Origin of the sequence: Micromonospora sp. L32 (assembly GCF_052068055.1) — a bacterium.
Lineage (GTDB): Bacteria > Actinomycetota > Actinomycetes > Mycobacteriales > Micromonosporaceae > Micromonospora > Micromonospora purpureochromogenes.
Genome location: NZ_JBQHDD010000007.1, coordinates 136,078 through 152,772, shown reverse-complemented (window position 1 = coordinate 152,772; position 16,695 = coordinate 136,078). Strand labels below are relative to the sequence as shown.

1 protein-coding gene is annotated in these 16,695 nt (G+C 76.3%); it reads right to left on the bottom strand.

Features of this window, described 5'->3' with window-relative positions; all coding sequences use genetic code 11:
- Positions 1-7 precede the first annotated feature (7 nt).
- Complete coding sequence (locus ACTMTB_RS20450) at positions 8-16,654, bottom strand: type I polyketide synthase (RefSeq protein ID WP_441147863.1); 16,647 nt, start codon at positions 16,652-16,654, stop codon at positions 8-10.
- Positions 16,655-16,695: the final 41 nt, after the last annotated feature.

Sequence of the window (16,695 nt, the reverse complement as noted above, 5' to 3'; positions counted from 1 at the left end):
ACGCCGCTCACCGGTGCGCTCCGTTCGGGTCGGCACCGCCGAGGGCGGCGCGGACCAGGTCGTCCACCGCCATGTTCCGGATCTCCTCGCTGCGGTCGGCGGCGGCGGGCGCCGCGCTGGGCGGGGGTTCGACGCCCGGCGCGGTGAGCCGCAGCAGGGCGTCGAGCAGGCCCGCCTCGCGCAGCGCGTCCAGTCCGATGGTGGCCAGCCGTCGGCGTACGTCGTCCTCGTCCTCGGCGTCCGCCGGCCCGGCGGGCGCGTCGGCGGACGGCCCGACCGGCACCTCCTCGGCGAGTTCCTCGCGCAGCAGCCGCGCCACCTCGGCCGGGGTCGGGTGGTCGAACATCAGCGTGGCGGCGAGCCGCAGCCCGGTCGCCGCGCTGAGTCTGTTGCGCAGCTCGATGGCGGCCAGCGAGTCCAGACCGAGCTCGGTGAAGCCCCGGTGGACGTCGATCTCGCCCGGTTCGGCGTGCCGGACGGCGGCGACGTGGCCGCGGACCAGGTCCAGCAGCATCCGCTGCCGGCCCTCCTCGGGCAGCGCGGCGAGGCGCTGGACGAGGCTGCCCTCGTCCACCGGGGCCGCCGGCGCCTCGGCGGTGGCGGCCGGGGTGGCCGCCGGGGCGGGCCGGCGACCGGCGGCGGCGCGGGCGACGTCGCGCAGCTTGGCCGGGATCTCGGTGCCGGTCGGGTCGGGGCGCAGCGGCACCAGCACCGGCTCGTCGACCCGCAGCGTCTGGTCGAACAGGGCGAGGCCGTCGGCCGGTGACAGCGCCGGCATGCCCATCGCGGCGAGCCGCCGGGTCACCCCGGGGTCCGTGCCGCCGGCCAGGCCGGCGCCCTCGCCCCACAGGTTCCAGACCAGCGAGGTGGCGGGCAGCCCCATCGAGCGGCGGTGCCGGGCCAGCGCGTCGAGGAAGCTGTTCGCCGCCGCGTAGTTGCCCTGCCCGGCCGGGTCGAGCAGGCCGGCCACCGAGGAGAACAGGACGAACGCGGTCAGTTCCCGCTCCTCGGTCAGCTCGTGCAACGCCCAGGCGGCGTCCACCTTGGGCGCCAGCACCGCGGTGAGCCGGTCCGGGGTGAGCGAGGTGAACAGCGCGTCGTCGAGCACGGCGGCGGCGTGCACCACGGCCGTCAGCGGCTGCGGCAGCCCGTCGACCAGCGCCGCCAGGGCCTTCGGGTCGGTGACGTCGCAGGCGGCGACGGTCACCTCGGCGCCGAGCGCGGCCAGCTCGTCGCGCAGCCGCGCCGCGCCCGGGGTGTCCGGGCCGCGCCGGCTGACCAGCGCCAGGTGCCGCACGCCGTGCGTGCCGACCAGGTGCCGGGCGACCAGGGCGCCGAGGCCGGTGGTGCCGCCGGTGACCAGCACCGTGCCGTCGGGCCGCCAGGGCGACGGGGGCAGCTCGGTCGGCACCGGGACGGGAGCCAGCCGGGGCACCTTCACCTGGTTGCCGCGTACGGCGACCTCCGGCTCGGGCAGCGTGACCACGGCCGGCAGCATCCGCAGGCTGGCCTCGTCGGAGTCGAGGTCGACCAGCATCAGCCGGTCCGGGTTCTCGGCCTGCGCGGCGCGGAGCAGGCCCCAGACGGGGGCGACGGTCAGGTCGAGGTGCCCGCTGTCGTCGTCGGCCGCGAACCAGGTCAGCACCACCAGCCGGGTGGCGGCGAACCGCTCGTCGGCGAGCCAGGCCCGGGTGGTCTCCAGCACCCCGGCCAGGCCGTCGCGGACCGCCTCGGGCACCTCGCCGTCCGCCGGCTCGACCGGCAGGAACACCACATCGGGTACGCCGCCCGTCGCGGCCGCCGCGGCCAGCGCCGCCAGGTCCGGGTACGCGGGCACGTCCGCGCGGCCGAGGTCGACCTCGCCGCCGAGCACCGCCCACCGCCCGGGTACGGCCTCGGCGGCCTCGCCCAGCGGCAGTTGGGGCCAGTCGACCCGGAACACCGAGTCGAGGTGGCGGGTGCCGGTCATCGCCGCTCCGGCGGCCACCAGCCGGTCCGCGGTGACCGGCCGGACCACCAGCGACTCGACGGTGGCGACCGGGGTGCCGGTGGTGTCGGCCAGGTCCAGGCGGACCGCCTCGGAGCCGGCGCTCTCGTCGGAGTTGGTCCAGTTGATCCGTACCCGCAGGCGGCTGCGGCCGCCGGAGTGCAGCCGTACCCCGGTCCAGGAGAACGGCAGCTGGCCGGCGCCGATGTCCTGCGGCTTGCGCCCACCGAGGAAGTCGGTGGCGCTGAGCGCGGCGTCGAGCAACGACGGATGCAGCCGGTACGCGGCCGCGTCCTGCCGGGCCCCGTCGGGGAGCGCCACCTCGACGAAGAGGTCCCGGCCGCGCAGCCAGACGGCACGCAGCCCGCGGAACATCGGCCCGAAGTGGTAGCCCTGCGCGGTGAGGTAGTCGTAGACGCCGCTGATGTCGACCGGCTGGGCGTCGGCCGGCGGCCACTGACCCACGCCGACGCCGAACTCCTCCGGGTTGACCGGCGGCGCGTTCTCGGTGGCGAGCCAGCCGGTGACGTGCCGGGTCCAGCCCACCTCCGGCGGGGCGTCGTCGAACCGGGACCAGATGGCGATGCTCCGCCGGTTGCCGGCGTCCGGCTCCCCCACCACCACCTGGACGGCCGCGCCGCCGTGGTCGGGCAGCGGCATCAGCTGCTCGATGATCAGTTCCTCGACCACGTCGCAGCCGACCTCCTCGGCGGCCCGCAGGGCCAGCTCGACGAAGCCGGTGCCGGGAAGCAGCCCCATGCCCATCACGTTGTGGTCGGCCAGCCAGGCGTGGGTGTCGAGGGCGAGCCGGCCGGTGAGGACCACGCCGCCGCCCTGCGGCGCCACCATGACGGCGCTGAGCAGCGGGTGGTCGGCGTCGCGCTGGCCGTGCCCGGCGGCGTCGCCCGCCCGGGTCTTCGGGGCGTTCAACCACAGGTGCCGCCGCTCGAACGGGTACGTGGGCAGGTCGACCCGGGTGCCGCCGTCGAGGACCTCCGTCCAGCGGACCGGGGTGCCGGTGACGTGCAGCCGGGCCAGGGCGTCGAGCAGCTGGGTCACCTCGGGCCGGTCCCGGCGCTGGGCCGGCGCGACGACGGTGTCGGTCACGACGCCCTCGATCATCGGGGTGAGCGCGGCGTCCGGGCCGAGTTCGAGGAACGTGGTCGCTCCCGCCTGGTGCAGGGCGGTGATGCCGTCGGCGAAGCGGACCGCCTCGCGGACGTGCCGGACCCAGTAGTCGGGGTCGGTCAGCTCGCTGCTGGCGAGAGCGCCGGTCAGGTTGGACACGACCGGGAGTTGCGGCTCGGTGTAGGTCAGCTCTGCCGCCACAGCACGGAAGTCGTCGAGCATCGGGTCCATCAGCCCGCTGTGGAAGGCGTGGCTGACCCGCAGGCGAGTCGTCTTGCGGCCAAGGTTGGTGAAGTGCTCGGCGACCGCGAGCACGGCGGCCTCCGGGCCGGAAATCACCACCGACCGGGGGCCGTTGACGGCGGCGACGTCCACACTGCCAACTGCCGCGAGACCGCCACCATGACCCGTGCCCGTGCCGATGGCCGCGTCCTGGCCGACGCCGTCCTCGATGCCGGTGACGGCGACCGGACGAGTGCCGGTGCTGGTGCTGGTGCTGGTGCTGGTCCCGTTGCCGTTGGCCGCGACCGAATCAGAGCCACTGCCGTTGCCGTTGGAGTCTGAGTCGTTTACGACATCAGCTCCAAAGGATCCGACCACCACACCCGGACCCGCCAGTGCCGCCCGCACCTCCTCCTCCGACGCCCGCACCGCCACCATCGCCCCACCAGCCGGCAACGCCTGCATCAACCGACCCCGCGCCGCCACCAACCGAGCCGCATCCGCCAACGACAACACCCCGGCCACATGCGCCGCGGCCAACTCACCGATCGAGTGCCCGGCCACGAAATCGGCCCGCACACCCCACGACTCCACCAGCCGGAACAGGGCGACCTCGACCGCGAACAGACCGGCCTGCGCATAGCCCGTCCGCCGGATCAGCTCCTCGTCATCACCCCAGACCACCTCACGCAACGGCCGATCCAGATGCTGATCCAACTCCGCCACCACCGCGTCGAAGGCAGCCGCGAACGCCGGGAACACCCCGTGCAGCGAGCGACCCATACCCAGGCGCTGCGCGCCCTGACCGGTGAAGACGACCGCCGTCCGGCCGCCGGAGCGCGCGAGGCCGGTGACCACGCCGGTGGCGACCTCCCCGGCCGCCAGGGCGGCCAGGCGGGCGGTCAGTTCGTCCCGGTCCGCGCCGAGCACCACGGCCCGGTGCTCCAGGGCGGCCCGGCCGGTGGCCAGGGACCAGGCGACATCCCGGTCGGCCAGGTCGTCCCGGCCGTCGAGGTGGGCGGCCAGCCGCTCCGCCTGGGCCCGCAGCGCCCGGTCGGTACGCCCGGACAGCAGCCACGGCCGCACCGTCGCCGGCTGGGCGTCACCGGCCGGCGGGCCGGCGGGCCGGTCCGGACCGGCGAGGTCCGCCGGCGCCTCCTCGATGATCATGTGAGCGTTGGTGCCACTGAGCCCGAACGACGAGACCGCCGCCCGGCGGGGGCGTCCCTGCGCCGGCCACTCCCGCGGCCGGGTCAGCAGCTCCACCGCACCGGAGGACCAGTCCACCTCGTCGGAGGGGGCGTCGACGTGCAGCGTCGCCGGCATCAGCCCGTGCCGCATCGCCTGCACCGCCTTGATCACCCCGGCCACGCCGGCGGCGGCCTGGGTGTGCCCGAGGTTGGACTTGACCGACCCGAGCCACAGCGGACGGTCCCGGTCCCGGCCGTACGTGGCGAGCAGGGCCTGCGCCTCGATCGGGTCGCCGAGCGCGGTGCCGGTGCCGTGCCCCTCGACCAGGTCCACCTCGGCCGGGGCGAGCGCGGCGGCGGCCAGGGCGGCCTCGATGACCCGCTGCTGGGAGGGGCCGTTCGGGGCGGTCAGCCCGTTGGACGCGCCGTCCTGGTTGATCGCCGATCCGCGCACCACGGCCAGCACGGGGTGGCCCTTGCGCCGGGCGTCGGAGAGGCGTTCCACCAGCAGCAGTCCGATCCCCTCGGACCAACCGGTGCCGTCGGCGCCGTTCGCGTACGCCTTGCACCGGCCGTCCGGGGCGAGGCCCCGCTGCCGGCTGAAGTCGACGAAGACGTCCGGTGTCGGTAGCACCGTCACGCCGCCGGCCAGCGCCATCTCCACCTCGCCCTGGCGCAGCGCCTGGCAGGCGATGTGCAGCGCGACCAGCGACGAGGAGCAGGCCGTGTCGATGGTGACCGCCGGCCCCTCCAGCCCCAGCGCGTACGCCACCCGCCCGGAGGCGATGCTGGCGCCGCTGCCGCCGCTGAGGTACGCCGCGATCTCCTCGGGCACGTGCTGCTGCACCCGGCTGCCGTACTCGGTGTACATGACGCCGACGTAGACGCCGGTGCGGCTGCCCCGCATCGAGGCGGGGTCGATGCCGGCCCGCTCGAACGCCTCCCAGGCGCCCTGGAGCAGCAGCCGCTGCTGCGGGTCCATGGCGAGCGCCTCACGCGGCATGATGCCGAAGAACTCCGGGTCGAACTCGGCGGCGTCGTGCAGGAACCCGCCGGTCTTGACGTACGTCTTCCCGGCCACGCCGGGCTGCGGGTCGTAGACCGCCTCGACGTCCCAGCCCCGGTCGACCGGGAACTCGGAGATCGCGTCGCGCTCCTCCACCAGCAACCGCCACAGGTCGTCGGCGGAGCGCACCTCGCCGGGGTAGCGGCAGTGGATCGCGACGATGGCGATCGGGTCGTCGTCGGGCGCGGCCGGGGCGGTCGGGGCGAGCACCGGTGCGGCGGCGGGGGCGGCCCCGACCAGCCGGTCGGCGAGGAAGCGCGCGGCGGCCTCGGCGGTCGGGTGGTCGAAGACCAGGGTGGCGGGCAGCCGCAGACCGGTCGCCTCGTTGAGGGCGTTGCGCAGCTCGACGGCGGCGAGCGAGTCGAAGCCGAGGTCCTTGAACGCCCGATCGGGGGCGACCGCCTCGACGCCGGAGTGCCCGAGCACCGCCGCCACCCGGGCGCGAACGAGTTCGACCAGGACGCGGTGCCGTTCCGCCTCGGTGACACCGGCGAGCCGTTGGGCCAGGCCGCTGGCCGTGCCGCCGCCGCTGGTCGTACCGGCGGCGGCGCGCCGGGTGGGGGCGGTGACCAGGCCCCGCAGCAGGGTCGGCACGTCGCCGCGGGCCCGGACGGCGGCCGGGTCGACGCGCAGCGGCACGACCAGCGGTTCGCCGGTCGCCACGGCGGCGTCCAGCAGGGCGAGGCCGTCGTCGACGCCGAGCGCCGGCAGGCCGAGCCGGCGCACCAGGGCGACGTCGTCGGCCGAGGCGTTGCCGAGGTCCCAGAGGCCGAAGGCGACCGCGGTGGCGGGCAGGCCGGCGGCGGCCCGGTGGGCGGCGAGGGCGTCCAGGAAGACGTTCGCGGCGGCGTAGTGCCCCTGCCCGGCGGCCAGCACCAGGCCACCGGCGGAGGAGAGCAGCACGAACGCGTCGAGCGGCAGGTCCCGGGTCAGCTCGTGCAGGTGCCAGGCGCCGTCCACCTTGGGCGCCAGCACCGGGTCGAGCCCGTCCGGGTCGAGGTCGGCGACCAGGCCGGCGCCGGGTACGCCGGCGGCGTGCACCACGGCGGTGAGCGGGTGCTCGGCGGGGACGGCGGCGAGCACGGCGGCGACGGCGGCGCGGTCGGTGACGTCGCAGGCGGCGACGGTGACCTCGGTCGCGCCGAGCGCGCGCAGCTCGTCGCGGAGCGCCGCCGCGCCGGGCGCGTCGGTGCCGCGTCGGCTGGTGAGCACGATCCGGCGTACCCCGTGGGTGGTCACCAGGTGCCGGGCGATCAGCGCACCGAGCCCGCCGGTGCCGCCGGTGACCAGAACGGTGCCGTCCGGGTTCCAGCCGGGCGCGCCGTCGGCGGGGCGCAGCCGGGCCAACCGGGGCACGCTCACCCGGCCGGCGCGGACCGCCGCCTCGGGTTCGGCGGCGGCGACGGCGGCGAGCAGCCGCGCGGAGTCGGCGCTGCCATCGGTGTCGAGCAGGCCGAACCGGCCCGGCTGTTCGCCGGCCGCCGCCCGCAGCAACCCCCAGACGGGGGCCTGGGCCAGGTCGACGTCGTCGCCGGTCGCGGTGGCGACGGCCTGCCGGGTGACGACGGTCAGCCGCGCCCCGTCGAGCCGCCCGTCGGCCAGCCAGGACCGCACCGTGCGCAGCGTGTCGCGGGTGACGGCGCGGGCCGCCTCGGCCGGGTCGCCCCCGCGGGTGGGGGCGGCGAGCAGGACCAGGTCCGGGGTGCCGGTCTCCCCCGCGTCGAGCGCCGCGCCGAGCGCGGCCAGATCCGGGTACGCGGGCAGTCCGGTCCCCGGCAGGTCGCCGAGCACGACGGCCCGGCTGGTCGCCGGCGGCACCGGCGCCGGGGTCCACTCCAGGCGCAGCAGCGCGCCGGCGCGGTCGTCCCGCGCGAGCTGCCCGGCGGAGACCGGCCGGACCAGCAGCGACTCGACGGTGGCGACGGGGCGCCCGTCGGGGTCGGCCACCCGGATCCGGCACTCCTCGTCGCCGCGCAGCCGTTCCAGGTGTACGCGCAGCGCGCGGGCCCCGGCGGCGTGCAGGGTGACCCCGGACCAGGAGAACGGCAGCAGCGTCTCGCCGTCCAGCGGACCGTCCTCGCCGAGCTGGTCGGCGTGCATGGCGGCGTCGAGCAGGGCCGGGTGCAGGCCGTACCGCTCGGCGTCCTCGCCCTCGGGGAGCGCGACCTCGGCGAAGACGTCCTCGCCGCGCCGCCAGGCGGCCCGCAGGCCCTGGAACGTCGGGCCGTAGCCGTAGCCGCGGGCGCGCAGCCCCGGGTAGAAGCTCTCCACCGGCAGCGCGGTCGCACCCGGCGGCGGCCACTGGGTGAGGTCCCAGGTGGCCGGGGCGGCGGTCGGCGCGATCGCGCCGGTGGCGTGCAGGGTCCACCCCCCGTCCCCGCCCTCGGGTCGGGAGTGGATCCCGATCTGGCGTACGCCGTTGTCGTCGGGCGACCCGACGATCACCTGGACGGCCACCGCGCCCCGGCCGGGCAGGATCATCGGCGCCCGGTGGGTCAGCTCCTCGACCCGGCCGCAGCCGACGTGGTCACCGGCGCGGACGGCGAGTTCGACGAAGCCGGTGCCGGGCAGCAGCACCGCACCGAGGATCTCGTGGTCGGCCAGCCAGCGCTGCCGGTCGACGGCGAGCCGCCCGGTGAGCACCACCCGATCGGTGTCGGCGGCCGGCACGGCGGCGCCGAGCAGCGGGTGCCCGACCGGGTCGAGCCCGACCGAGCCGACGTCGCCGACGGGCGGCAGCGGGTTCAGCCAGTACCGCCGCCGCTGGAACGGGTAGGTGGGCAGGTCGACCGTGCGACCGGTCTGCGGGAGCAGCGCGGTCCAGTCGACGGTGGTGCCGGTGACGTGCAGCCTGGCCAGGGCGGTCAGGGCCTGCCGCTGTTCGTCGTGCCCGCGCCGCAGGGACGGCACGACGGTGACCTCGTCGCTGAGGATGCCCTCGATCATCGGGGTGAGCGCGGCGTCCGGGCCGAGTTCCAGGAACGCCGTGACTCCCGCCTGGTGCAGGGCGGTGATGCCGTCGGCGAAGCGGACCGCCTCGCGCACGTGCCGGACCCAGTAGCCGGGGTCGGTCAGCTCGGAGGTGGCCAGGGCGCCGGTCAGGTTCGAGACCAGCGGGAGCTGCGGCTCGGCGTAGGTCAGGCTCGCGGCGACGGCCCGGAACTCGTCGAGCATCGGGTCCATCAGCCCACTGTGGAAGGCGTGACTCACCCGCAGGCGGGCGGTCTTCCGCCCAAGCTTGGTGAAGTGCTCGGCCACGTGCAGCACGGCGACCTCGGGGCCGGAGATGACCACCGACCGGGGACCGTTGACCGCCGCGATGTCCACCCCAGCACCTGCCGCCGGGCCGTTGCCGATGGAGGCTGAATCGTTTACGTCATCAGGTCGGTAGGACACGAAAGAGGCACCCGGATCCGCCAGCGCCGCCCGCACCTCCTCCTCCGACGCCTGCACCGCCACCATCGCCCCACCAGCCGGCAACGCCTGCATCAACCGCCCACGAGCCGCCACCAGACGCGCCGCGTCCGCCAACGACAACACCCCGGCCACATGCGCGGCAGCAAGCTCACCAATCGAATGCCCGGCCACGAAATCCGGCCGCACACCCCACGACTCCACCAGCCGGAACAGGGCGACCTCGACCGCGAACAGACCGGCCTGCGCATAACCCGTCCGCCGGATCAGCTCCTCATCATCACCCCAGACCACGTCACGCAACGGCCGATCCAGGTGCGCGTCCAACTCCGCCACCACCGCGTCGAACGCAGCGGCGAACACCGGGAACACCGCGTGCAGCTCACGACCCATGCCCAGGCGCTGCGCGCCCTGACCGGTGAACAGCACCGCCAGCCGACCGGCCCGGGCCACCCCGGACACCACCCCCGGCCCGGACTCGTCGTCGGCGAGCGCGGCGAGGGCCGGCGACAGCTCCGCCGGGGTCGCGCCGAGCACCACCGCCCGGTGGTCGAAGAGCGCCCGACCGGTCGCCAGGGTCCGGGCCGCGGGTGCCACCTCCGCCGGGTCCATCGACCAGGCGAACTCCGCCAGCCGACCCGCCAGGCTCCGCACCGCCGCCTCGGACCGGGCGGAGAGGAGCCACGGCACCGCCACCGGGGGGCCGGCGGATCCGACCGGGCCGGGGGCGTCGCCGGCAGGTACGACCGCCGGGAATTCGTCCGGGGCCTGCTCGATGATGACGTGCGCGTTGGTGCCGCTGATGCCGAACGACGACACCGCAGCCCGGCGCGGATGCCCGTTCACCGGCCACCGGCGCGCCTCGGTCAACAGCTCCACCGCACCGGCGGACCAGTCCACCTGCGGCGACGGCGCGTCCACGTGCAGGGTGGGCGGCAGGACGCCGTGGCGGATCGCGTGGACCATCTTGATGATCCCGGCGACCCCCGCGGCGGCCTGGGTGTGCCCGAGGTTGGACTTGATGGAACCGAGCCAGAGCGGGCGCTCCGCCGGGCGCTCCTGGCCGTACGTGGCGAGCAGCGCCTGCGCCTCGATCGGGTCGCCCAGGGTCGTACCCGTGCCGTGCGCCTCCACCGCGTCGACCTCGGCGGCGCTGACACCCGCCGAGGCGAGCGCGGCCCGGATCACCCGCTGCTGCGACGGGCCGTTCGGCGCGGTCATGCCGTTCGACGCGCCGTCCTGGTTGACCGCCGAACCCCGCACCACCGCCAGGACCGGGTGACCGTTGCGGCGGGCGTCGGAGAGCCGCTCGACCAGCAGGACGCCGACCCCCTCACCCCAACCGGTGCCGTCGGCCGACGCGGCGAACGACCGGCACCGCCCGTCGGAGGAGAGACCGCCCTGCCGGTTCATGTCGATGAAGGTGTCCGGGGTGGACATCACCGTCACGCCGCCGGCCAGGGCCAGCTCGCACTCCCCCGTGCGCAGCGCCTGGATCGCCCAGTGCAGGGCCACCAGCGACGACGAGCAGGCGGTGTCCACGGTCACCGCCGGCCCCTCCAGCCCGAGCACGTACGCGACCCGCCCGGAGACCACGCTGGTGTGGCCCCCGTTGCCCAGGTAGCCCAGCGCCTCCTCCGGCATCTCGCCGGGACGGGTCGCCCAGTCGTGGTACATCACCCCGGCGAACACGCCGGTACGCGAGCCGGCCACCGAGTGCGGGTCGATGCCGGCCCGCTCGAACGCCTCCCAGGACGCCTCCAGCATCAGCCGCTGCTGCGGGTCCATGGCGCTGGCCTCGCGGGGGCTGATCCCGAAGAAGTCGGGGTCGAACTGGGCGGCGTCGTAGAGGAAGCCGCCCTCCTTCGTCGAGGTACGCCCCGACCGGCCCGGCTCCGGGTCGTACAGTTCGTCGACGTCCCAGCCCCGGTCGACGGGGAACTCGCCGATGGCGTCCACACCCTCGGCGACCAGCCGCCACAGCTCCTCCGGCGAGCTGACCCCGCCCGGGTAGCGGCAGCTCATGCCGATGATGGCGATCGGCTCGTCGGGGACGGCGCGCACCGCGGTCCGCACCGGCTCGGCCGCCGGGCGCAGGTCGAGCAGCTTCTCGACCAGGTGCCCGGCCAGCGCGCGGGGGTTCGGGTAGTCGAAGACGAGGGTGGCGGTCAGCCGCAGACCGGTGGCCGCGTTGAGCCGGTTGCGCAGCTCCACCGCGGCCAGCGAGTCGAAGCCGATCTCGTTGAACGCCTGCCGGGGCGCGATGGCGTCGGCGCCGCTGTGCCCGAGCACGGCGGCCACCTGGGTACGGACCAGGTCCAGCAGGACCGACGTACGCTCCGCCTCGGTCAGCTCGGCGATCTGACGCGCCAGGGAGAGCTCGACCGGGACGGCACCGGCGACGGCCCGGGCGGCGGGCCGCCGGGGCGCGCGGACCAGCCGGCGCAGCAACGGCGGCAGCTCGGCGGCCCGCTGCTGCAGATCCGCCAGGTCGAAGTGGAGCGGCGCCAGGAACGCCTCGTCCACGCCGAGCGCGGCGTCGAAGAGGGCGAGGTTCTGCGCGACGGTGAGTTCCCGCAGCCCGAGGCGGCTCACCCGGTGCGCGGCGACGTCGTCCACCCCGGCGCCCATGCCGATGTCCCGGGGCCACAGCCCCCAGCCGAGGCTGGTGGCGGGCAGCCCGGCGGCGCGGCGGTGCGCGGCGAGGGCGTCCAGGAAGGTGTTGGCCGCCGCGTAGTTGGCCTGCCCGGAGCCGTCGAGGAAGCCGGCGGCCGAGGAGTAGAGCACGAATGCGCGCAGGTCGGCGGCGCGGGTCAGCTCGTGCAGGTGCCAGGCGGCGTCGGCCTTGGGGCGCAGCACCGCGTCCAGCCGCTGCGGGGTGAGGCCGTCGAACGTGCCGTCGTCGACGATGCCGGCGGCGTGCACGACGCCGGTGAGCGGCTGGTCGGCGGGGACCGTGGCGAGCAGCGCGGCGAGGGCGTCGCGGTCGCCGACGTCGCAGCCGGCGAGGGTGACCTGGGCGCCGAGGGCGGTCAGTTCGTCCCGCAGCGCGGTGGCGCCCGGGGCGTCCGGTCCGCGCCGGCTGGCCAGCAGCAGGTGCCGCACCCCGTGGGTGGTGACCAGGTGCCGGGCCAGCACCGCACCGAGTCCACCGGTCCCGCCGGTGACCAGGACCGTGCCGTCCCAGGCGGCGGGGGCGGCGGCGCGCGGGCGGCGGACGGGCACCAGGCGGGGGGCGAGCAGCCGGCCCTCGCGCAGCGCCACCTCCGGTTCACCGGCGACGGCGGCGCCGGGCAGGGCGGTGGCCGGGGTGGCGGCGTCGAGGTCGAGCAGGAGCAGCCGGCCCGGGTTCTCGGCCTGGGCCGCGCGCAGCAGGCCCCACAGCGGCGCGGTGGTCAGCGCGATCCGGTCCCCCGGCAGCGCCGCCACGGCGTGCCGGGTCACCACGACCAGCCGGGTGTCGGCGAGCCGGTCGTCGGCGAGCACGTCCTGGGCCAGCCGCAGCGCCCGGTGCGCGGCGGCCCGTACGCCGGCCAGGGTCTCGCCGGCCCCGGCGTCGAACGTCGCGACCAGCAGGTCCGGCGCGGCCTCGACGGCCTCCGGACCGGTCAGCACCGGTACGCCGAGCGCGCCGGCCAGCCCGAACGGGTCCGGGCCGACGACGGCGACGGACGCCTCGGCCGACGCGGGCAGCGGTTGCTCGGTCCACTCGAGGCGGAGCAGGTCCCCGCCGCCGGTGCCGGCGCCGAGCTGTTCGGCGTCGACGGTGCGGACCAGCAGCGCGCCGACGGTGGCGACCGGCGCGCCGGAGCCGTCGGCCAGCGCGACCCGGACGGTGTCCGGCCCGGTCGCGGTGAGCCGCACCCGCACGGCGGTGGCGCCGGAGGCGTGCAGGGTGAGGTCGTACCAGGTGAACGGCAGGGTGACCCCGGTGGCGGGCTGCGGCAGCGCCAGGTCCAGCGCGTGCAGCGCGGCGTCGAGCAGCGCGGGGTGCAGCCCGTACGCGCCGCCGTCGGTGCTGGACTCGGGCAGCGCCACCTCGGCGAAGACCTCGCCGTCGCGCCGCCAGACCGCGCGCAGGCCGTGGAAGGCCGGCCCGTAGCCGTAGCCCTGCTCGACCAGGCCCGGGTAGAAGTCGGTGACGTCGACGGCTTCCGCGTCGCGCGGCGGCCACCGGGTCAGGTCGTCGTCGCGGGTCGGTACGGCGCCGGCCGGGGCGAGCACCCCGCTGGCGTGCCGGGTCCAGTCGCCGCCGGCCGGGGCGTCCTCGCGGCGGGAGTGGAACTCCACGGTCCGCCGCCCGTCGGTGTCGGGCGGGGTGACCACGACCTGGAGCGCGACCCCGGTGTCCTCCGGCAGGACCAGCGGCGCCTCCAGGGTCAGCTCCTCGACCAAAGCGCAGCCGACCTGGTCGCCGGCGTACGCGGCCAGTTCGACCAGCGCGGTGCCGGGCACCAGGTTGACCCCGCCGATGACGTGGTCGGCCAGCCACGGGTGGGAGCGGCGGGACAGCCGGCCGGTGAGCACCGTGCCGTCCTCGGTGGCCAGGTGCAGCAGCGCGCCGAGCAGCGGGTGGTCGGCGGCGAGCTGCCCGATCCCGGACGCGTCGCCGGTGGCGGGCGGGGAGGTCAGCCAGTAGTGCCGGTGCTGGAAGGCGTAGGTGGGCAGCTCGACGCGGCGGGCGCCGCTGCCGGCGTAGCAGGCCGACCAGTCGACGTCGGCGCCCCGGACGTGTGCCGCCGCGACCGCGGCCAGCACCTCCCGCTCCTCGTCGTGGTCGCGGCGCAGGGCGGCGACGAACGCGCGGTCACCGTCGGGCGCGACGCACTCCTGCGCCATCGCGGTGAGCACCGCGTCGGGCCCGAGTTCGAGGTACGTGTCGACGCCGGCGGAGTCGAGGAAGGCGATCCCGTCGGCGAACCGGACCGGCTGCCGCACGTGCCGCACCCAGTAGTCGGGGGTGCACAGGTCGGCGCCGGCGAGCGCGCCGGTGACGTTGGAGACCACCGGGACGCGCGGCTGCTCGTACGCGACCAGCTCGGCGACCCGGCGGAACTCGTCGAGCATCGGCTCCATCAGCGGCGAGTGGAAGGCGTGGCTGACCCGCAGCCGCTTGGTGCGCCGGCCACGGCCGGCGAGTTCGGCGGCGATCCGCAGCGTCTCGTCCTCGACGCCGGAGATCACCACGGCGGCCGGGCCGTTGACGGCGGCGAGGTCGACCCCGTCGACCAGCAGCTCGCGGACCTCGTCCTCGGCGGCGGCCACCGCGACCATCGCGCCGGCCGACTCCAGCTCCTGCATGAGCCGGCCCCGGGCGGCGACCAGCATGGCGGCGTCGGGCAGCGAGAAGACCCCGGCCGCGTGGGCGGCGGCCAGTTCGCCGATGGAGTGTCCGGCGACGAAGTCCGGCCGCAGACCCCACGACTCGACGAGTCGGTAGAGCGCGGTCTCGACGGCGAAGAGCGCCGGCTGGGCGTACCCGGTCTGGTCGAGCAGCGCCGCTTCGTCGGTGCCCTCGGCGGCGAAGAGCACGTCCCACAGCGAGTGGTCCAGTTGCAGGTCGAGGTGGCCGATCGCCTCCTCCAGCGCGTCGGCGAAGACCGGGTACGCGGCGTGCAGCCGGCGGCCGGTGCCGAGGCGCTGGCTGCCCTGGCCGGTGAAGAGCAGGGCCAGCCGGCCGCCGGTGGCGGTGCCCCGGATCAGCCCGGGGGCCGGGTCACCGGCGGCGAGGGCGCGCAGTCCGGCGCGTACCTCGTCGGTGTCGCGGGCCAGCAGCACGGCGCGGTGGGTGAGGGCCGCGCGGCCGGTGGCCAGCGACCAGCCCAGGTCGACCAGGGCCGGCGGCGGGCCGGCGGGGTCGGTGGCGTCGAGCAGCCGGGCCGCCTGGGCGGGCAGCGCCGGCGCGGTCCGGGCCGAGACGACGACCGGGCGCAGCGCGGCGGCGACGGGCGGCCCCGGGTGCGGCGCCGGTGCCGGCACGGCCGGCGGCGGCTCCTCGACGATGACGTGCGCGTTGGTGCCGCTGACCCCGAACGACGAGATGCCGGCGCGGCGCGGGGCGCCGTCGGCGGGCCAGGGCCGGGCCTCGGTGAGCAGTCGCACGGTGCCGGCGGACCAGTCGACGTGCGGGGTCGGTGCGTCCACGCCGAGGGTGCGGGGCAGGGTGCCGTGCCGCATCGCCATCAGCACCTTGATCAGCCCGGCGGCCCCGGCGGCGGCCTGGGCGTGGCCGAGGTTGGACTTGATCGAGCCGAGCCAGAGCGGGGCGTCGGCCCGGTGCGCCCGCCCGTACGTGGCGATCAGCGCCTGCGCCTCGATCGGGTCGCCGAGGGTGGTGGCGGTGCCGTGCGCCTCCACCGTGTCCACCTCGGCGGGGGTGAGCCCGGCGTCGGCCAGCGCCTGCCGGATGACCCGCTGCTGGGCCCGGCCGTTCGGGGCGGTCAGGCCGTTGCTGGCGCCGTCGGAGTTGATCGCGGTGCCCCGGATGACGCCGAGCACGGGGTGGCCGTGGCGGCGGGCGTCGGAGAGTCGTTCGAGGACGAAGAGCCCGACGCCCTCGGCCCAGGCGGTGCCGTCGGCGGCGGCGGCGAACGGGCGGCAGACGCCGTCCGGGGAGAGCCCGCGCTGCCGGCTGAACGAGGTGAACGCGCCGGGGTTGACCAGCACCGACGCCGCGCCGGTCAGCGCCAGGGTGCACTCGCCGCGTTGCAGCGAGCGGACGGCCAGGTGCAACGCGACCAGCGAGCCCGAGCAGGCGGTGTCGACGGTCAGCGTGGGCCCCTCGGTGCCCAGCACGTACGCCAGCCGACCGGAGACGACGCTGGGCGAGTTGCCCGTCATCAGGTAGCCGTCGAGGCCGTCCGGGGCCTCGTGCAGCCGCATGCCGTAGTCCTGCGGGTCGGCGCCGATGAAGACGCCGGAGCGGCTGCCGCGCAGCGACTGCGGGTCGATGCCGGCCCGTTCCAGGGCCTCCCAGGCGGTCTCCAGCACCAGCCGCTGCTGCGGTTCCATGGCACTGGCCTCGCGGGGGCTGATGCCGAAGAACTCGGCGTCGAAGCCGGCGGCGTCGTCGAGGAAGCCGCCGTGCCGCACGTACGTGGTGCCGGGGTGGTCCGGGTCGGGGTGGTAGAGCCCGTCGAGGTCCCAGCCCCGGTCGGTGGGGAATCCGGTGACCACGGTGCCCTCGTCGGCGACCAGCGCCCAGAGCTGGTCCGGGGAGTCCACCCCGCCGGGGTAGCGGCAGCCGATGCCGACCACGGCGATCGGCTCCTCCTCGGCCGGCGGACGGGCCGGGGCCGGCTCGGACGCCTCCGGCCCCTCGCCCAGCAGCAGGGTGCGCAGGTGGTCGGCGAGGGCGATCGCGGTTGGGTGGTCGAAGCCGACGGTGGGTGCCAGGGTCAGGCCGGTGGCGGCGGTGAGCTGCCGTTGCAGCTGCACCAGTCCGAGCGAGTCCAGGCCCTGTTCGCGCAGCGGCCGGCCGGCGTCGACGGTGTCCGGCGCGTCGTCGGCGCCGATCTCCCGCAGCACGGCCGACGCCTGCGCGCGGACCAGGTCGACAAGGACGCGCGTCTGCTCCGGTCCCGGCAGGCCCGCCAGGCGGGCGACCGACGCGGGCGTTCCCCGGTTCTCCGTACCCTCTTCTGCCACCCGGCCAGAATTACGTTCCGACGGTGCTTTCCGAATCCCCT